This window comes from Acinetobacter sp. LCT-H3, from assembly GCF_001866125.1.
Taxonomy (GTDB): Bacteria; Pseudomonadota; Gammaproteobacteria; order Pseudomonadales; family Moraxellaceae; genus Acinetobacter; species Acinetobacter schindleri.
The window spans coordinates 1-20,702 of sequence record NZ_MODX01000030.1 but is presented as its reverse complement, the minus strand read 5'-3'; the positions used below and the strand labels follow the sequence as shown (position 1 = coordinate 20,702).

15 protein-coding genes are annotated in these 20,702 nt (G+C 41.1%); 4 read left to right on the top strand and 11 right to left on the bottom strand.

All coding sequences use genetic code 11. The features are described 5' to 3' along the window. Positions 1-54: 54 nt before the first annotated feature. The 4 genes from BK820_RS12935 to pilG are packed head-to-tail and all read right to left on the bottom strand — an operon-like array spanning position 55 to position 3,494. Complete coding sequence (locus BK820_RS12935; RefSeq protein ID WP_071321158.1) at positions 55-2,124, bottom strand: methyl-accepting chemotaxis protein; 2,070 nt, start codon at positions 2,122-2,124, stop codon at positions 55-57. Between the two features lie 45 nt (positions 2,125-2,169). Beyond that, positions 2,170-2,706, bottom strand: coding sequence for a chemotaxis protein CheW (locus BK820_RS12930; protein ID WP_004814765.1), 537 nt, complete (start codon positions 2,704-2,706; stop codon positions 2,170-2,172). 5 nt (positions 2,707-2,711) lie between these two features. Then, positions 2,712-3,080 (bottom strand): response regulator, encoded by a 369-nt coding sequence (locus BK820_RS12925; RefSeq protein ID WP_004814764.1) that lies wholly within the window; start codon positions 3,078-3,080, stop codon positions 2,712-2,714. Positions 3,081-3,110: 30 nt separating this feature from the next. After that, entirely contained in the window at positions 3,111-3,494 is a 384-nt protein-coding gene (gene pilG, locus BK820_RS12920; RefSeq protein WP_004814763.1) for a twitching motility response regulator PilG, read from the bottom strand. Between the two features lie 307 nt (positions 3,495-3,801). Between pilG and BK820_RS12915 the strand changes: the two genes are divergently transcribed. The 4 genes from BK820_RS12915 to BK820_RS12900 all read left to right on the top strand — a co-directional run bounded on the left by BK820_RS12915 (position 3,802) and on the right by BK820_RS12900 (position 10,590). Continuing rightward, the gene (locus tag BK820_RS12915) at positions 3,802-4,461 is read left to right on the top strand and encodes a hypothetical protein (RefSeq protein ID WP_071321157.1); all 660 of its coding nucleotides are present in this window, start codon (positions 3,802-3,804) and stop codon (positions 4,459-4,461) included. A gap of 51 nt (positions 4,462-4,512) precedes the next feature. Further along, positions 4,513-5,646, top strand: a complete 1,134-nt coding sequence (locus BK820_RS12910) for an efflux RND transporter periplasmic adaptor subunit (protein WP_071321156.1) — start codon at positions 4,513-4,515, stop codon at positions 5,644-5,646. Positions 5,647-5,667: 21 nt separating this feature from the next. After that, entirely contained in the window at positions 5,668-8,775 is a 3,108-nt protein-coding gene (locus tag BK820_RS12905; RefSeq protein WP_071321155.1) for an efflux RND transporter permease subunit, read from the top strand. A gap of 96 nt (positions 8,776-8,871) precedes the next feature. Then, entirely contained in the window at positions 8,872-10,590 is a 1,719-nt protein-coding gene (locus BK820_RS12900) for a proline--tRNA ligase (RefSeq protein ID WP_004891776.1), read from the top strand. A gap of 54 nt (positions 10,591-10,644) precedes the next feature. Here BK820_RS12900 and BK820_RS12895 read toward each other — a convergent pair whose 3' ends face one another. The 7 genes from BK820_RS12895 to apbC form a co-directional block, all read right to left on the bottom strand. Beyond that, positions 10,645-12,051 carry a hypothetical protein gene (locus BK820_RS12895; protein ID WP_071321154.1) on the bottom strand — a complete coding sequence of 469 codons (1,407 nt, stop codon included), beginning with the start codon at positions 12,049-12,051 and terminating at the stop codon, positions 10,645-10,647. Between the two features lie 22 nt (positions 12,052-12,073). Beyond that, the gene (locus tag BK820_RS12890; protein WP_071321153.1) at positions 12,074-14,308 is read right to left on the bottom strand and encodes a DUF6160 family protein; all 2,235 of its coding nucleotides are present in this window, start codon (positions 14,306-14,308) and stop codon (positions 12,074-12,076) included. A gap of 31 nt (positions 14,309-14,339) precedes the next feature. Next, positions 14,340-15,047 (bottom strand): hypothetical protein, encoded by a 708-nt coding sequence (locus BK820_RS12885; RefSeq protein ID WP_004891767.1) that lies wholly within the window; start codon positions 15,045-15,047, stop codon positions 14,340-14,342. A gap of 12 nt (positions 15,048-15,059) precedes the next feature. Further along, positions 15,060-17,198 (bottom strand): hypothetical protein, encoded by a 2,139-nt coding sequence (locus BK820_RS12880; protein ID WP_071321152.1) that lies wholly within the window; start codon positions 17,196-17,198, stop codon positions 15,060-15,062. A gap of 254 nt (positions 17,199-17,452) precedes the next feature. Beyond that, entirely contained in the window at positions 17,453-18,022 is a 570-nt protein-coding gene (dcd, locus tag BK820_RS12875; RefSeq protein WP_004814752.1) for a dCTP deaminase, read from the bottom strand. A gap of 125 nt (positions 18,023-18,147) precedes the next feature. After that, the gene (locus BK820_RS12870; protein ID WP_045796330.1) at positions 18,148-18,741 is read right to left on the bottom strand and encodes a LysE family translocator; all 594 of its coding nucleotides are present in this window, start codon (positions 18,739-18,741) and stop codon (positions 18,148-18,150) included. A 440-nt stretch (positions 18,742-19,181) separates the two neighbouring features. Continuing rightward, positions 19,182-20,459 (bottom strand): iron-sulfur cluster carrier protein ApbC, encoded by a 1,278-nt coding sequence (apbC, locus tag BK820_RS12865; protein WP_071321151.1) that lies wholly within the window; start codon positions 20,457-20,459, stop codon positions 19,182-19,184. Positions 20,460-20,702: the final 243 nt, after the last annotated feature.

Below are 20,702 nucleotides of genomic sequence, written 5' to 3'. Positions count from 1 at the left end.
TGGAGGTGTCCTAACCGGGATTAAGACACGCTCCTTCCCCCAAATTTGTCTGACTTATTCTGGAAGTTTAAAGTCAGATACAGATTCACGTAATGCATCGGCCATATTGGCAAGTTCAGATACCGAACGTGCCGTATCGAAGGTTGCAGTCGTTGTTTGTGAAGTAATTTCCTGTACAACGTTCATCGTCGTTGCAATATGACCCGCAGATGCGGCCTGAAGTTTTGCTGCATCGGAAATGTTCGCAATCAGTTTTGCAAGGTTATTCGATACGGTTTGAATCTCGTCTAGTGCCACACCGGCATCTTTAGACAGGTTCGCACCACGCACAACTTCGGCAGTAGTCTGTTCCATCGAAATTACAGCTTCGTTGGTATCGGTCTGAATGGTTTTTACCAGGCCTTCAATCTGCTTGGTCGCAGATGCAGAACGTTCTGCCAGACGCTGTACTTCATCGGCAACTACGGCGAAACCACGGCCTGCTTCACCCGCCATAGACGCCTGAATCGCAGCGTTCAATGCCAGGATGTTCGTCTGATCGGCAATATCGTTAATCAGTGCGACGATGTTACCAATCTCTTGAGAAGACTCACCCAAACGTTTAATACGTTTAGAGGTTTCCTGGATCTGTTCACGAATCGTATCCATACCCTCAATAGAACGATGTACAACGTCTGCACCATTTGCTGCAATTTGTACTGAACGTTCTGCAACGACAGCAGACTCTTCGGCGTTGGCAGATACCTGGTCAATCGACAGTGCCATTTCGTTAATCGCTGCAGATGCCCCGGCAATCTCTTGTGCCTGGTGTTCAGATGCTTCGGCTAACTGGTTGGTAATGCTCTGAGTAGTTGCAGTATATTGTGCAACTTCCTGAGATGTTTCAGTAATACGCGATACCAGGTCACGTAATTGATCGATTGCGAAGTTAATCGAGTCAGCAATCGCACCAGTAAAATCTTCAGATACCGTTGCATATGAACGTAAGTCACCATCTGCAAGGTCGGCAATTTCGTCAAGTAAACGAAGAATCGCATTCTGGTTACGGTCATATTCTTCTTGTAGGCGAGTTACACGTTGTTTATCCGATGCACCACGTAATGAAAGTAAACGGAATACGCAAACAATGAAGCCAGCCAGGAAGGTAAGTAACAATATTGCCGGAATAACTGTTTTTAAGGTTGAACCACCTGATAGTTTGTTCAGGTTATCTAATAGTTGGTCAGATTGAGAAAAAATAGATGCAGATGCCTGACGTACTTTTACAATCTGCGCTGAGTTTTTCAAAATTGTAGATGCAGCTGACTGTAATACATCATCATATTCAGCTTTAATACCTTCTAATGACTCACGTAAGTTCGGATCATCAATACGTTGTACACCCAGTTGTGCTGAACCATCTAACTGTGCATTTAAGTAAGCACCGAATGTTTCAGTATCCGAACTGAAGTCATCTGCAGACTCACGTGAACCATCTGTACCCGTTAACACCAAGCTGATCGAACGCAAGATACGTTCTGCAATGAATACCTGGTTTTTCGCAATAACCACCTGGTTCGACGGCATGTCCTGACGTGCCATCTGATCGACCATCAGGTTATATTCTGCCTGAATCCCTGGAATTGCTTCACCAATCGCGATGTTAGTATCGTAAAGTTGGTTAATGATTTTTTGTTGTGAAGAAATCAGGTCAATACTTGAAGATACTTCAGTCCATTGCTTGTCTACCGCTTGCAGGGCTTCATTATTCGAATGGATACTTTTTACTGTTTCCAGATTTTCAGCAAATGACTGCTGTGATTCGGTCAGATTCTTCATCGCCTCAGGCGTACCGGAAGCAGTCGCTTCAGTTGCTTGACGCGAAATGGTTTGTGAAAGTAGACGCAATTCACCCAAACTTTGTGTAAGTTCGTTGGCACGAGGAACGCTATAGAAAAGGTATAACAGCGTGATAGTTGCAGCTACGAGACAGCCAATTGCTCCGTAAATGAGTGGCTTAGACTTTTCACTATCCCCAAATACACGTGATAGCTGATCTGCTTGTGATTGAATCTTGGCTAAAAAAGCATTACCGCCGCTGCGGCTACTCTCGCCTGTATTTTTCTTCTTAAGCTTAAAGCCCATAAAGCTTCTCCCCGAATTTACGCCCTTTTTACTTTCGTGCGACAATTAATTTATAAATTTTATAGATGCATTCATGTATTTTGGATTTTGCAACAAACGACTGAATAAAAAGACATGCCACTGCTGATTGTGCTGGTGGAAATACCCCTGACAATATTCCTGTAAATTTTTGTCTAATTCAGTTGTTTTAGAAAAGAAACTTTTCTTATTAAAGTGTTGAATCCCCAAAACCTGATCTACAACCAGGCCGACATACTGATCATTATGGTTAATGCATAATACTTTTTGAGTAGGTGAATACTGGCTTCTATGTCCAGACATGTATTGAGCCAGATCTGAAACTGAAAGCAGTCTGCCCCGAATATTTGCCAGTCCCACTACCCATGGCTGAGTATTGGGAACAGGTGTATATTTTGGCGGATAGATAACTTCCGATACTTCCCCGAGCGGAGCAACAAAATATTGCCCCATCATTTCAAAAGCAATGCCTGACCATCGGTTGACTTCGTTGTCATTGGAAACGTAGTTTTTGTTACCCCGTTTCGCAATCCGAAGCAGTTCGATAAATCCATTCGCTGCCATAGCGCTTATCCTGCATTGAGGTGTTGCTTAATCACATCAATTAACTGATTTTCATCTACAGGTTTGGTCAGATAATCTGCTGCACCCTGACGCTTACCCCATACACGGTCAGTTGCCTGATCCTTGGTACTTACAATGACAATTGGAATATGTTTGGTTGTTGCCCCACGAGCGATCTGACGTGTCGCCTGAAAACCGTTTACCCCTGGCATGACGACATCCATTAACACCAGATCAGGTAATTCTGCCTGCGCCATGGTCACCCCATCAGCCCCATTTGCTGCTTCAATCACGTCAAAGCCGTGCTTGGATAGAATTTCGCGGAAACGAAAAGTTTCGGTCGGTGAATCATCTACGATTAGAATACGTGGCATGCCAATTTCCCCAAGAAAAAATCAAATAAATTAAGCACTGATATGGTTGCGGATTGCGGTAAGCAACTCATCTTTGCTAAATGGCTTGGTGAGATATTCATCTGAACCTACCACACGGCCTTTGGCCTGATCGAACAAACCATCTTTACTCGATAGCATAATAACAGGAATGTTCTGATAACTTTGCGAGTTTTTAATTAAGGCACAAGTCTGATACCCATCAAGGCGAGGCATCATGATATCTACAAAAACGATGTCGGGATTTGCTTCTGCAATTTTTGACAATGCTTCAAAACCGTCTACTGCGGTAATGACTTCACAACCTTCACGCTGAAGAAGAGTTTCTGCTGTACGACGAATGGTTTTTGAATCATCAATGACCATCACTTTTAGATTTTGGAATTTATCGTCCATTTCTTACCCCTTCCCATTCAGAAACCATAAGCGACCACAGGCTTATAGCGGAATTTTATATAAGTGTCGATTATTTTTAACATACCTGTCTAGAGATTATCAACGAGCATTTTCTACACAAGTAGTCAAAAAATTATAATTTCAATAACGACTTCACACTTTCCCTATTTCAATGATTTTTTTTTGAGTGGTAATAGTTTTTTATTGTCGGAATTAGGAATAATATACCAATATTATTACTTCTAATTAAGTAATTTAGTCAACTTTAAAAGAACTTTATTAGTAAACTTTTTTCGCGGAGCCGATAATGCGCCAGTTTGGGGAAAAACCTGCTTATATGGGTCAAAGAAAATCCATAATCAGGCAGACTGCTGTTTTAATGGTACTTATGCTGCAAACCATGTTGACTATTAGCCATGCATCTACAACAAATAACGTGCCTCAAAAAGCAAAATGGTATCGTTATTATGATCATAAGGGGGTAGCAAATATTAGCAGCAACGTGACCCCCAACCATATTCGTTATGGCTATGAAGCCCTAGATCAGAATATGCAGGTGATTCAGCGCGCCAAACCTTATAATGTTGAAGCAGATATTCGTCAGGCACCTCAACGCGCAGCACATGCCAGACAACAGGCAGAAGACCAGAAGTTAAAACGTGCCTATAATAATAGTCAGATTGCATTACAAAAAAAGAATGAAGTACTCTCTCAGCTGAAAAAGCAAATGGCTTTCCAACAAGAGCAACTTAAGCAGCTACAAAAAGATCGGATTATGTTTGTACGTCAGGAACGTGAATTTCTGCGTAAAGGTAAAAATGTACCTGAGCACCTTAAAAAAACCTTAGTTACCAATGAAAAAAATCTGACTGCACAAAAAGAAAATATTCAATCTTTACAAAGTCGCTATCGAAATCAGGAAGCAGAATACGACAGAATTATCCAGCGTTTAAAAGCGCTTGAATAATCTTTTATTCCTGATGCTGCTTCTGTGGTCAGCGCTATAAAAAGGATTCCTATGCACCCTGCACAGCATACTTATTTTTCGAAAAATAATATCAGTCGCTCTACTTTTGTCATGAGTCTGCTCTGTATGAGTCTGCTCCTAACTGCATGTAATAAACAAGAAACAGCTGATTCAACGCCCTCAAAAAATCAAAACACTGTAGAACTGATTGCTCAAGACCTGATTGAGGTGAAGACAGGCAATGCTGTGCAAAAAACAGCATTTACCGGGACTATCCGTGCAGTAAATCAAAGTAGCATTCAGGCTCAGGTGACCGCTACAGCGACCAGTGTCAATGCTCAAGTCGGGCAACGCGTTCAGAAAGGTCAGGTGCTGGTTCGCCTGAATAATCAGGATAATGCTGCGCGTCTTGCACAGGCTCAGGCCAATCGTGCATCGGCTCAAGCACAGGCGAATCAGACACGCCTCATGATGGAACGTAAGCAGCGCCTACTCAATCAAGGTTTTATTTCCAAAGCTGAATATGAACAAAGCCGTGTCGACTATCAAACACAATTAGAAAATGTTCGTGCACAACAGGCCAATGTCGATATTGCACAAAAGGCAGATCGGGATGGCATCATTAGCAGCCCGATTAGTGGGGTAATTACCCAACGTCAGGTTGAGCCAGGTCAGACTGTCGCTCCCGGTCAAACCATTTTTGAAATTGTCGATCCAGATCAACTGGAAATTCAGGCTAAAGTGCCGAGCGACATGCAGGCTGACCTGAAAACTGGCAGTAAAATTGAATACCGTATTCAGGGCAATCCAAACCTGCTTACTGCCAATATCAGCCGGATTTCGCCTATTGCAGATCAGGCCAGTCGTCAGATTGAATTCTTTGCTCGTCCAAATGAAACCATTACTTCTTTAAGTATCGGCTCCTTTGTGGATGGCGAGATTCTCAGTGCTCGTCAGATTTCCGGACAACTGATTCCTCTGGATACTATTCGGGATATTCAGAATAAGCCTTATGTCTGGGCTGTTCGCCAGAATAAGATCATCAAAGTAAATGTGGATGTACTAGAACAACGTTATAACGATAATCTTGCCGTCGTTCGCGGACTTGAAAGTAGTGATCGGATCAGTCGAATCAGCTTCACGGATGCCGATATTAATAAAACCGTCACCCTTGGCCAGAACTAAAATCATAAAAGGATTATCAAGATGTGGTTGACGCGTATTAGTGTGAAGTTTCCTGTATTCACCATCATGATGATGTTCTGTTTGATGGTACTGGGCCTCGCTTCCTGGCAACGTATGGGTGTGGAAGAGTTTCCCGATGTGGATTTCCCCTTTGTGGTGGTCTATACCAACTATCCAGGTGCTTCTCCTGAAACGGTTGAATCTGAGATCACCAAAAAACTGGAAGACCAGATCAATACCATTTCTGGCCTTAAGCAAGTGATTTCACAATCCAGTGAAGGCCTGTCGATGATTACGGCAGAATTTAACCTGGATGTACCATCAACCACTGCTGCACAGGATGTGAGAGATAAAATTGCGTCTGTTACTGCTGATTTTCGTGATGAAATTCAGGAACCCGTGGTTGAGCGTTATGACCCATCTGCCAATGCAGTCATGTCGATCGTATTCGAATCCGACAAAATGGATCTCAAATCATTAAGTTCTTATCTTGATCAACGTATTGTGCCGCAGCTACGTACTGTTCCCGGTGTGGGTACAGTCAACCTGCTCGGTGATGCCCAGCGTCAGATCCGTATTCAGGTTGAACCACAAAAATTACAAGCTTTTGGGATTGGTGTAGACAGTGTCATTAACACACTGAAATCTGAAAATGTTGAAGTTCCTGGTGGTACGCTGAAATCTGGCAATTCTGAGCTGGTGATTGAAATCAATTCTAAAGTGCTGCATCCACAAGCCTTTGGGGACCTAGTCATTGCTAATAAAAATGGTGCGCCTATTTTCCTGAAACAGGTTGCCAAGATTGAGGATAGTCAGGCCGAACTGGAAACAGGTGCTTTCCTGGATGGCAAGGCAGCAGTGGCTATTGATATTCTGCGTAGTTCTGACTCTAATGTTATTGAAGTTGTCGATGAAACTTATAAAACTTTAGAAAGCATTAAAGCCCAGCTCCCGCAAGGTACGACCTTGCAAGTGGTGGTCGATTCCTCCAAAAGCATTCGTGGAACGATTGGCGATGTGGCACGAACCATCATTGAAGGGGCTGTGCTTGCAGTACTGATCGTATTGCTATTTTTAGGTTCTTTCCGTTCTACTGTCATTACTGGCCTTACTCTACCGATTGCCCTGCTTGGTACCTTAACCTTTATCTGGGCCTTTGGTTTCACCATCAATATGATGACGCTGCTGGCACTTTCGCTCAGTATTGGTCTGTTGATTGATGATGCCATTGTGGTCCGGGAAAATATTGTACGTCACAGTGATATGGGCAAAGACCATGTCACTGCCGCTCTGGATGGCACCAAAGAAATTGGTCTGGCTGTTCTCGCCACAACTCTGACCATTGTTGCAGTCTTTTTACCCGTTGCTTTTATGGGCGGTATTATTGGTCGTTTCTTCTTTCAATTTGGCGTCGCGGTGAGTACCGCTGTGCTGATTTCCATGTTTGTCAGCTTTACCCTGGATCCAATGCTGTCTGCGCATTGGGCAGAGCGTAAAAAGGATCCAAATAAAAAACCCAACGCGGTAAAACGCTTTTTTACCTGGATTTCCAATAAGCTCGATGGCTTAAGCGATGTCTACGAAAAATTACTCAAACTGGCACTGCGTTTTAGATTAATCACGATTTTAATTGCGGTTGCTTCTCTATTTGGCGCTCTCGGACTCTCCAAATTGATTGGTACCGAATTTGTACCTGTACCAGACAAAGGTGAAATCCGGATTAAATTTGAAACTCCGGTTGATTCATCTTTGGAATATTCTCAGGCCAAACTCCAGCAGGTTGATCAGATCATCCGTAAACATCCGGATGTACGTGCGACTTATGGCGTCATTAATGGGGTTACCGATCGGGGCAAAAACCATGTCAGTCTGCGCGTTACCGTGACACCACGGACTGAACGTGAAAAAACCCTGAACGACCTTAACAATGAATTCCGCGAGCGCTTGCAGTCTGTAGGTGGGATTACCATTACTTCAGTCGCCTCCGCAGACGAAACTGTTTCTGGTGGGCAAAAGCCCATCATGATCTCTATTAAAGGGCCAGATCTGGATGAATTACAAAAAATTTCTGACCGCTTTATGGCAGAGATTAGCAAAGTAGAGGGTGTGGTTGACCTTGAAAGTTCATTGAAAGAACCCAAGCCTACTCTGAGTGTACAGGTCAATCGTGTACTGGCAAGTGATCTTGGTCTTTCAGTTAATCAGATTGCTAATGTCATACGTCCGTTAATTGCTGGTGATGATGTCACCTCCTGGCAAGATGAAAAAGGTGAAACCTATGACGTGAATCTACGTCTGACTGAAGATAAACGTACTCTACCAAGTGACTTACAAAATATGTATCTCACATCAAATAAGGCCGATGCGAATGGTCAACCAATCATGGTTCCCCTCTCAAGTGTGACAAAATTTGAGGAAAAACTTGGAGCATCCCAGATTAACCGCCGTGATCTGGCGCGTGAAGTACTGGTAGAAGCCAATACAGCTGGTCGTCCTGCAGGCGATATCGGTACGGACATTAGCAAAGTACAGGCTGATTTTGACTTACCACCGGGCTATAGCTTTGACACTCAAGGCGCCAATGCTGATATGGCTGAATCTGCAGGTTATGCCCTGACAGCGATAACTCTATCGATCGTGTTCATTTATATTGTACTCGGTTCACAGTTCAACAGCTTTATTCACCCAGCTGCGATCATGGCTTCGTTGCCCTTGTCCTTGATTGGTGTATTCCTAGCCCTGTTCCTGTTTAACTCGACCATGAACCTGTTCTCGATCATCGGGATCATTATGTTGATGGGTCTAGTGACCAAAAATGCTATCCTGCTGATTGACTTCATCAAGAAAGCCATGGACCGTGGCGAAGATCGTTATGAGGCTATTATTGCTTCAGGTAAGACCCGTTTACGTCCAATCCTGATGACAACGAGTGCCATGGTCATGGGTATGGTTCCACTCGCACTTGGACTCGGTGAAGGTGGTGAACAAAGTGCACCTATGGCACATGCGGTGATTGGCGGGGTGATCACCTCCACCCTGCTGACCTTAGTCGTTGTTCCAGTCATCTTTACTTATTTAGATGACTTTAAAAATTTTATGCTGCGCCATACACGTAAAATCATGTCATAATTTATTTCATAACAGTGGGGTGACATTCTGAAATGTTCACCTCATTTTTTATTGTATAATCTCTGCTTTAACGCTTAATTTTTTAGGACAGTTTCCATGCGCGCGAGTCGCTTTTTATTTGCAACGTTGAGAGAAACCCCGAACGATGCTGAAGTTATTTCACATCAGCTAATGCTTCGTGCCGGTATGATTCGTAAGTTGGCTTCAGGTTTATATACCTGGCTGCCGATGGGCGTTCGCGTATTAAATAAAGTTGAAGCGATCGTTCGAGAAGAAATGGATCGTGCTGGTTCATTACAGGTGTTGATGCCGGTAACTCAGCCTGCTTCACTTTGGGAAGAATCTGGCCGTTATGTTCAATATGGTCCTGAACTGCTTCGTTTCAAAGACCGTCATACCAATGATTTCGTACTTGGTCCTACACACGAAGAAGTCATTACTGATCTTGCGCGCAATGAGTTAAAAAGCTATAAGCAATTGCCTGCCAATTTCTATCAAGTACAGACTAAATTCCGGGACGAAATTCGTCCACGTTTTGGTGTAATGCGTTCACGTGAATTCATCATGAAAGATGCATATTCTTTTCACGCAGACCAGGAATCACTACAAGAAACTTACGACAAGATGTATGATGCGTACTGCAAAATCTTTACTCGTTTAGGTTTAAATTTCCGTCCAGTACAGGCGGATACCGGTTCAATCGGTGGTTCAGGTTCTCACGAATTCCACGTTCTGGCTTCAAGCGGCGAAGATGATATCGCATTCTCGACTGAGTCGGATTATGCAGCGAACATCGAAATGGCTGAAGCAGTTCTGGTTGGCGAACGCGCTGCACCCGCTCAAGAATTAAAAGTTGTTGACACGCCAAATCAAAAAACCATTGCTGATGTATCTCACTTCCTGGGTACTGATCCTGCACATTCAGTGAAAGCTCTCCTCGTTCAAGGCGTTGCAAAAGAAGCGGATCAGCCTGCTCCAGTTGTTGCTTTGTTCCTTCGTGGCGACCACGAACTGAATGAAATTAAAGCTGAAAAGCATCCACAAATTGCTGCTCCTTTAGCGTTTGCAACTGAAGCTCAACTTGCTGAACTTGGCTTAACGGCAGGTTTTGTAGGTCCACAAGGTCTGGTAGAAAAAGGGATTACGGTCATTGCTGACCGTGCTGCTTCTGTACTGTCTGACTTCGTTTCGGGTGCAAACGAAGCTGACAAGCATGCGACTGGTGTAAACTGGGACCGTGACGCACAATTTACTGAGGTTTATGACCTGCGTAATGTAGTTGAAGGTGATCCATCTCCAGATGGTAAAGGCACGCTTCAAATCAAGCGTGGTATCGAAGTCGGTCATATCTTCCAGTTAGGCAAAAAATACTCAGAAGCGTTAGGCTGTAAAGTCCTTGGTGAAGATGGTAAGCCATTTACTGTAACGATGGGTTGTTACGGTATCGGTGTGACTCGTGTGGTTGCGTCTGCAATTGAGCAAAACTATGATGAGAAAGGCATCATCTGGCCAGCTGCAATTGCACCATTTGAAGTTGCCATTGTGCCGATGAATGCGCACAAATCACCGCGTACTTTAGAAGCTGCTGAAGCGCTTTATGCAGAGCTTCAAGCTGCAGGTTATGACGTACTGCTGGATGATCGTAATGAACGTCCAGGGGTAAAATTCTCTGACCTTGAGCTAACTGGTATTCCACACCGTATCGTGATTGGTGAAAAAGGTCTGGATGCAGGCACTTTTGAATATAAAGGTCGCCGTGATGCTGAATCAGTCAACCTTTCTAAAGAAGAGTTATTAGCAAAAATTGCAAAATAATTTTTTTCTGAATATAAAAAAATCCCACGAAATGCGGGATTTTTTTATATTGTATTAGCAGAATTTGTGACCACCGAAACAGTTGGGTGTAACTGACTGGTTACTTAAAATCTGATTTTTTAGAGTTAGAGTTGCTGGTGAACCATTGGTATAATTAGTATAAGGACCAACGTTAATATTCATCTTACGTTCAATAGGTACTTTTGCCAGTGAGCCTAGAGCCTCAAGTAAGTTTACATCAACATTATGATAAGATTGCATTAATTCGGTTGTAAGTGCTTCAGCAACTTGTGGCAATACGGCAGATACATCTACTTGTTCTAAAGTCTGTAAATGCCCCAGTTGAATTGGATCTTTAAAAGACATCCACCACCCTGATTGAGCAGTATCCGCATCATCTGCACCCAACCAATGTACTGGATTTTTTTGTAGAGATAAATATCCACCACTACCACTTAAAGGAATATTATGAATCATATTGAGTGCCTGAACAAAAGTAATATCCAAATTCAGGTTCTCAAGTGTTGATCCTTCACTCATTTTGAAAAAGGAGTGATCCCCTACATCTAATGAACCAAGTTTAATCAGGGCTGGAAACTCTACATATAACTGATCTTTACTAAAGTCTGGAGTTCCTACCACTTCACCTGGTAAAGATTTCCCAGATTCTGCTGCAGCAAGCGGAATAGATTTCAAAGTAGAACGAATACCATATACAGTTGCAGAATTGATACGCCTACCTGTTACTATTGTTTCTGGCATCACAAAGTCTGCACGCATCGAAGGGACAGTAATACCAGTATGACCTTCAGCACCGGGCTTACTGGTATAAGTTCGGTCTTGCCCCAATGCAGTCAAGTTACCTTGTATGATTTGATCTGAACTAGCGCCAAAGGTTGCCTTTTTAGTAAAAGAGTGACCAGTAGTTTGTGCCATCTTCATATACCCACTGAAACTTTTGATACCATCTGTTGGATTTTGCGTATTTTCAGTTCCTAAAGTTAATAAGCCTAGTATCTTTTCTGCTCCTAAGCGAAATCCTACAACTTCACGCGTTGCAGCACTATCTCCTTTAATTGCAAACTCCAGAAATGGATTGGTGATCTCAGCACTAGTAGCAGCACGATCTCCCTCAAACAACGGGCTTCCTGTCTGATCTGTCTTAGAAGTATAACCACTGAGAGCAATATTCGAAATATCAATATCACAACCCTGTGCACCATTATCACCACCACATCCAAGCTGCAAACTCTTAATGTTAGCATTGAGTTCCATGATCGCTTCAATACTCAGTTTAAAGAAATTCAGGCCTTGTGAAGCATCGTAATTTTTTTCCATATTTAACAAAGCTTGTCCTTCTACAGCTGACAATTCTTGATCATTCAAAGAAGTCATACCTAAAGCAGGATTAGCACTCGCTAAAATTGAGACAAAAAGAGTGCTTAAAATCATTTTTTTCATAATTATATTCCTGTATTTATACCTAGCGCGGTGTGATTCCCATAGTGCTGCGCAAGGTGCCACCTGTAATGGCAATATTGGCCATATTTTGCATTTTATTATTAGTCAACATAGCAAAATTAGTTCGAAATGGCTGATTGATATCCTTGCTTTTGTTCAAATGAACCTGATTATCTAAAGTCACAGTATCAGCACTGAGCTTAACTTTAGCTTTAAGTGCTAAATGCCCTTCCATACGATTAAAATTGATTGCTGAAATCTTCAAATTATCTTCTGGGCCATCTATATTACTCAAACTAAAATAACTGCCCAAGTTATTACTATCAGCTTTTTCTTCGACGCTTAAAGGTCTAAATTTGAAGTTAGCATCAAATGAGAGAAAATTGCTATTTGGAGAGGAAGGAGTTGGATCCACACCTGGAATGATCATTAACTCCCCATTGCCATCCAGTTTAAAGGCAATATTAGTGAGGACATCATCACGCTTGGAAAAGTTATCAAAAGGCACCAACTGACCACAGTTATTTCCTGTACCCACCTGACAGTTATATTTAGAACCTGGTAATTGACCAATTGCCAGCTCAGCATTTGCTGCTATTAGCAATTTATCGGCTCGTATATAAATACCTTCGTCCTCATAACCTATCACGCCTTCAGACTGAATGAGCGCATCTATATTTCTAAAGCCAGCATAATAGTTAACCGCCTCACCATGTACACCATCTTGACCATCAATCAGAATCATTGAAGTAGTACTTGGTAACTTAGTTTTAGTGTCTATGCCATAACCTTCAGTGGAAGCTGTGATGTTGTAAGCGATACCATATTTATCTTCAGGTCCATATTGTGTTCCAGACAAAGCAACATTGGCATTTAAATTATAAATTGGAATACCAATCCCCCAAGTTCCCCCGCTACCGCCAAGTTCAGCAAGTGAATTATCTGATATGAATCGTGCTTTAGCCGCTATGGATTGGAAATCCATATCCCGTATGGCAATTAAGGCAAAATTCGAGTTATTTTGGCCATCTGAAAGTATTTGCTGGATAATATTATTGTCTTTGCCCAGAGTTTGCTTGATTTTATTATTAATTTGGAAATCTAAGTTATTCGCCTGAATGGTATTAATATAGATATTACCAAAGTCAATATAAGCATTCTTTTTATGTGCGCTACCATTTGCATCATGGGTTGTTAATGGTCTTAAATTGGAAAACTCTACTGCGTAACTGTCTTTACCTGTATGGCCGATTTCAAGTGTGGTTGGTTTTAACTGATCTGGACGATTCGTATCACTCTCACTACTAAATTCTGCGGACATGCCAAGACGCAAGCCACCTGTACCTATAGCATCATAACTATTATTAGCGGTGGTATTACCACCATTTAAACGTCCTGCTGTCCCAAAATCGGTGATGCCTTCTTGATTTGCACCTACAGATAACCTTGCATTAGTGAGTGCACCTGATGCTCCCATGCGCATAATATTTTTTGTTTGACCATTAGCCTGATAACGCAAGTCAAGATTCAGTCCAGGATTCGTCGCCTTATTACGTTCAAGAGATACATCAGTCGTATCTGCAACACGGCCTAAATCAATATAATGATCCTGTAAGCCGTTATTAGTAGCTAAGACAATACCGTCATGTTCAGACAGATACATGTAACCTGAACCAGCAAAATTAAAATTCAGATCATTTAAAATCAGGCTGTTATTACCAAGTTTATGACTAATATTGGCATTTTGAAGTTGAAAATCCATATAGGCTGTATCATTAATATTAAACAGCCCTGCCGATGTCTTCAACACAAGTCCAATTGGTGTTTTAGTGCTTATTCCCAACTGCCCTAAGCTTTGAGTCAATGCCGTTGAGCACGTACTCCCAACACATTGCTTTTTGACCAGATTTAAGTCTGCGATTATGTTAAAAGGTGCTAGGCTAGCATCAATATGTAATCCAGTACCTCGATCCGTACCTCCTAGATCAATTGCCAACTGGCTTATTATTGGTTTGTCATCTACACCATTAATTTTAACATTATGTAGCCCCAAGCCCATCTTCTGGTTAGCAGCAGGATTCGGATCATACCAATTCAACTGGTTAATAGTAGCATGTGATATTTCATGTGTAATAATAATACCATCTTGACCAGTTACACCACTTAAATCACGCTCTTCAATTTGTTCAAGTGCATACGCCTGATGAGCTAAACAGATACTTAATGTGAGCAATTTTAATTTTATTATTTTTTTCATGCTTGATTCCTGTGCTTATTTCTACCTGTACTTAACAGCGTCCACTTCCATTACCAGTGCAGTTGTAGCTAAAAATCTTCAGGTTTCCCGACATATGTAAATTGCCATGCATGTTAAGACCCATGAATCCTTTTTCAGCACCTAAGTCAAAATCAGGAACATTTTGCTCTACCTCGGCAGGGTTTCCATCTGCTTTATAAGTTCGATCCATATAAGTTGTATAAGTTCCAGTATTGGCATAACCTTCTTTACCACTGGTACCTGTTTCAATGGCTAGGGTTTCAAAACCAAGATTACGTATTTTCAAAGGTTTATCGTCATAAAATGTAACCTTCATAGCAGATTGAGCATTATTTTGATGATTAATAATTGTAGTACCGTCTATAGAAAATTTATCAATCTGAATTGTTCCTTGAATACCTTTGAATACGAGCCATTTTTTATTTCCCTGAGCATCAACATGGTTATTTGGAGAAATAGCGAGACGACAGAATTTTTTATCATCACCGCATGCAGTGGGGTTCAATTTATAAAAAACTTCAAGTGGATTATTTCTATTGTATATATCTTCCTTAGACATATCTGTTGCATAGACATGGTTTAAAGAAAGCGTCCAACTCAAATCTGCTCCTCCCTGACCCGTAGTTTCATTTAACTGTGCAGTGGACATACTTACCAGATTGGCATGACTAGAGAGTGCTATACCAAGGCTTAAGGTGAGAAAAAGTCTATTTAACATTGCCATACTCCCTTATAACCCAGTAGTTCTAATTTTCAGGTGTTGAATCAGAACACCATCAATTGCGACAGAACCTAAATTTTTTATTGATCCATCAACGCCTTTAAAAACTACACCTGTCGCATCAGCTCCATCTTTAGCTCTTAACATGTTATTCGACAAGCGTTCTGTCGTTCCAATAGCGATACTACTGTGAGTCGCATTACGTCCTTGATAACTTGTTCCCTTGATATCAATAGCTGTACCGCATGAGTTGACATTACAAGTAGAACCCTTCAGATCACTTGTTCCCAGTCCATCACCATAGTTTTGATAAATCTGGTTATAAATCGAAGCAACTTTAGGAATTCGAGTTACTTCTAGAATAATGTTATTACCTTCCGAACCCACAATAAATGGTTGGTACATATTTCCGAGTACCAAGTTGATATTCGGGCTATATAAATATAATCCTTCGGTATTATGAAAAATAGGTGCCAGTGAACCACGTTTCATTGCCGGGGTTGCCACTTCACTATCCAAATCATCTAAAGTTGCCGTGCCTATACGAATCCCTTTACGATCTAGATCTGTCTGTCTGATACTTAAATCAGCAGGATTATCGTTGGTATTTAAACGGAGTAGGCTTGCCATACCGAATGTCTGGTTATAGTTCTTGTTATCAGACTCTAAAGTCTGGAACATACGCACTTGCGAACCATTTAAACTTAAACCATTAGCAATAAATTGGGTACGCAAGCGATACTCTTTGTCCAGACCAGAAATGGGAGCACCAGTAATTGGATTTACTTCACGACTAGAATTTAACTCACGAGAGAAAATATCTGACCAAAATCCAAGTTTAATATTAAAAGATGTATTTTCTATATTCGCCGGATCTTCTAACGCTGTTTTGGCCAAGGGAGCTTCTAATGCCAAGTATCCCAAATTCTCTGCTTTATCTTTAAATTGTCTGACATTTTCTGTACCCGCACGAAATAGCCATGGATTACTTGCTGTTCCCCAATTAAATCCTTGATTACTATAACGAGTACTTAAAGAACCATCGCTTTTAGAAAGTGCCAAACCATAGATAAAAACATCTGCTTTAGTTCTTAAAGAACGTGCAGAACTATTGATTGCTGCAGCCTGCGCAGCCTGAATAGCTTCATTAACAATTAACTTATATAATGCTTCTGTAGCTTTTTTCGCTTCCTCTTCCGCTTTAAGATCGGCATTGTTTTCAGCTCTTAAAGTAGCTAACCGCTCCTCCTCAAGAATTGCAGCGGCAATCAGATCTGTTGCTTTAGATGAAATTTGGTTGCTTCGTACAAAATTAGAACCCAAACTTTGTAAAAATGTTGAAGTTGGAATAGATTCACCTGATCGACTGCCATAAAGCAATTCAACCATTTCCCTAGTATTACTTTCTGCGAAGTCTGTTGCCTGAGCATTAATGGCCTCGAGCTTCAGCGGATTCCATACCAGATACTCTTCCTGTGTCCCATCATTCTCTGGCCCAGATGGCAGCCCTGAATTTCTCTGATAATCATCATAACGTTGTTGGTAATAACGCCGCATTTCGGCTGAGTTATAAAACTCATTAAACACATCCCTTTCAAATGTATCTCGTCTTTTTTCAACATTGGTTGGAATATCTTTCGTATAACTTTCAAGTAAGCTATTAAAATTAGTTTCATAAGCAGTATCATAGGTGTTCTTATAGATAGCATTATAATTATGCTCAGCTTTACCCTCTAGGACCGCTTGATTATAGTTATCAGAATAAATTTTATTATAGGCTCGTTGCCCTAATTGATTATAATTTTCCCCAGTAGGGATAATACGAATAAATCCAGTATCATTTTGTGAAGCATTTTTATAATTTAATAGGGCTTCATTATAAGTACTCAGCTCACTAGGACTAGCATTTGGGCCAGGCTTAAATGGTATTTTGAGCTGGTCATAGGCGGAAGTAGTCGATACGTCATTTGGCCCCTGAAAGACCATCTTAAAATCATCAAGTACTAAAGCAATGCCAGCACCTGTGCTCTCAGACATTGAGTCCTCTGACATTTCCTGCAAGGCAAAACTTGACTGAGCATAAACCAGTGCCAGCGCAGATACGAGGCAGGTTTGTTTAAGTCTGATATGATCATGACAAAAATTCATCTCATTCTTCCTTTTTATATGATGCTCCGCATCTTTCTTCTTTGGCTTCCAGCCATCGCTTACTTTTTGTAGTATTTAATTTTTATGCTACATAGCTTTCAGCAATGTATTTTTTAATGTGTAATCCTCATCCATTATGCTTATTTTCCATTCAGATGCAAAAAGCAAAGTGCTGAATAGCCAAGTTTCCGATGAATGAAAACTCAAAAAATAAACGGGACCTTAAGCCCCGTTTATTCAATACTTTAAACTAATTATGCTTTTGGCAAAGTCACACCAGTCTGGCCCTGATACTTGCCGCCGCGGTCTTTGTATGAAGTTTCACAAACTTCATCAGATTCAAAGAACAGCATCTGTGCTACCCCTTCACCCGCATAGATACGTGCAGGAAGGTTCGTCGTATTAGAGAACTCAAGGGTGACATGACCTTCCCACTCTGGTTCAAGTGGGGTCACATTCACAATAATACCGCAACGCGCATAGGTAGATTTACCCAGACAAACAGTCAGTACATTACGTGGAATACGGAAATATTCTACAGTACGTGCAAGCGCAAATGAGTTAGGCGGGATAATACATACATCAGATTCGATGTCGATAAAGCTTTTCTCGTCGAAGTGTTTCGGGTCTACAATCGCAGAATGCACATTGGTAAATACCTTGAATTCACGTGCACAACGAACATCATAACCATAGCTTGATACACCATAAGAAATTAGTTTTTCACCATTCTCATCAAAACGAACCTGGTTCTCTGCATAGGGTTCGATCATGCCATGCTTTTCGCTCATTTCGCGAATCCAGCGATCAGACTTAATTGCCATTGGTACTAATCCAAAAATCTTAAATTCAGTTATTGCGACGTACTTTAACTGAAATTCACCTCAATGAAAATAAGTGTTCTTTCTTGATGCTACTTTGAAATTTTAATAAGATTTTTTGAGTGAAGTTACAGACTCATAATCGCTGAATAACTCAGCGGTACAGAAAAGCTCATCAGTACCAATGATGCGGTCTTTTGCATATTTTTTTGGTTGAGCCAACGATTATTATTACGACCCAGTAAAGTACCGAAGAATGTCCATAAAACTGCAATTGGAATTAATAGTCCTATAAACATCAGCATATGTACGACATAGTAATAACTGTTCTGCCATGCAATTACGGGGAAAATTGCCGATGCAAACAATAAGGCCTTAGGGTTCAGTAAAGTTGCTAAAAATAACTCTCTTGCACGAATGGTGAATTGACTTAAACTGTCAGCAATTTCTGCTGTACGCCATAATCTGATTGCCAAATAGAGAATATAACAGGCGCTAAATAATTTCAGGATATTCGGTAAAGCTGGCAGATGGGTTGAAATCTTGCCAATCAGGATTCCCCAAAAACTGATCGCAAGCAGATAGCCTAACGCTTCAGCAGGAATAAGATAAAATGATTTCCTAAAACCTGCATGGATCCCGGAAGATGCCAATAAGGTATTAGTTGGGCCTGGAGTCAGTAAAATTGTGACTACTAAACCAATAAATAACCAAGAAATCATGGGTTGACCTCGCTGTAATGCTTGCAGCATAGATCAGAATATTTTTACCTGCAAAATCTTATTTGTAAGAAGAATTATAATTTTTTGGAATAATTTAAATTATAAATTAAATTCAAATACTTATATTAAAAAAATGCTAAGATTAAGTGATATACGATAGAGTCATTTTAGTTGACTCCCACTTATTCATGAGAAAATTCTATAGAAAACACTAACGCAAAAATTAAATTTTTATATCTTTAAAATGATTTATCTAATAATACATTTCTGATTTTTTCATCTTCAAATCTTTTAAAGTCACTCAGTTTATTTCCACTTATTGTCTTAATTTATTTTCTTGCTTTTATTGGACCTACTTGCTAGCGAATACTTTCATTTTACTGTCAGCTTTAACATAAAAAACCCCCAGCCTGGACTGAGGTTTTAATCAATGATCTCTATTAGAAAATACGAGACTGATCTTTTTGAGCCTTTGGCAGTTTGGCTGCAATCTTTTCGGCAATCGCCATATAGCTATCAGCAGCCTCATCTCCAGCGATCACTGACGGCGTTCCGGCATCGGCATTTTCACGGATTACAGCATTTAAAGGCAGACGGCCAAGTAGTGGAATATTGTACTGTTCTGACAATTTATCGCCACCACCCGTACCAAAAATCTGTTCTTCATAGCCGCAATTTGAACAGATATGAGTCGACATATTTTCAATCACACCCATGACTGGAATCTGTACACGGTTAAACAGTTCAATTCCTTTGGTAGCGTCCAGTAATGCCACATTTTGTGGCGTTGTCACAATCACTGCGCCAGTGACTGGGATACGCTGCGCTAGAGTCAACTGGATATCCCCTGTACCTGGCGGCATATCAATCATCAAGACATCAAGATCTGGCCAAAGTGTCTGATTAAACAATTGCATTAATGCACCCGTTGCCTTTGGACCACGCCATGCCACTGGTGTATTGTGATCACCAGTTAAATGACCAATTGATAGCACCGCCAGGCCATAGGCATCTAATGGTACAAAGTGTTCAGCTTCAATCATCGGAGTTTTACCCGCATTACCGAGCATTGTTGGAATACTTGGACCATAAATATCCGCATCCAGTACACCGACTTTTAGACCCAGTTTTTGTAAAGCCAAGGCCAGGTTCACTGTTGTGGTTGATTTACCCACACCACCTTTACCAGAAGACACCAGAATCACATTTTGAATACGTGGATGCTTCGGCACATCACGCTGTTGCGGGGCAGCTTTTTGAATAGGCGCTTCTTCTTGTTGAGGTTGATAGTTGGCATTGGCTTGCTTGAGCGCATCTGGACTTGCAGAAGCATCGACCACAGGTGGCAGATTGGATTTTGCTGCAGCTTGTGGTTTGCTGGAACAGCTTTCCCCTTCGGCATGGTTATGACCACAGCCACCCTCTTTTTTCGCTCCGGTTTTTTGCTGCACCACATGCAGATTCAGTTCCTTGATGCCGCATTGCTCGAGTGCATCGGCCAGTTCATCATGAATCTGCTGCAAATACTGTTTTTCTTCCGGATAGGTATTGATGGTTAATTGCAGGATTTGTCCCTGTACATTGACCTGAGAAATACGCTCTTTGAGTGCGTTTTGGGAAGCAGGAAGTACATAGTTTTGCAGTACCTTCTGGATTTCTTCCTCTTTCACCTCCTGTGCAGGAGCAAAGACCGATTTTAGTGAAGAAAGCCACGACATAAAGTTACTCCAAAAATGTAGATCGATATCTAAATAGCTTAGTTTAACGGGCTTTTCACTTAAGGTTAAGCATTCTGCCCATTAAGATGAGGGAGATATTTTCAATTTCCAACCATTTTACTTGGTTTTATTAATTTGTGGCGAATATAAATAATGGAAAGTGAAAGAGAATAAGAAATAAGGTAGTTTTTAGTATGCGAATAATTATTTTTATAATAAGAGTCGAGACTGTAAATTAAATTG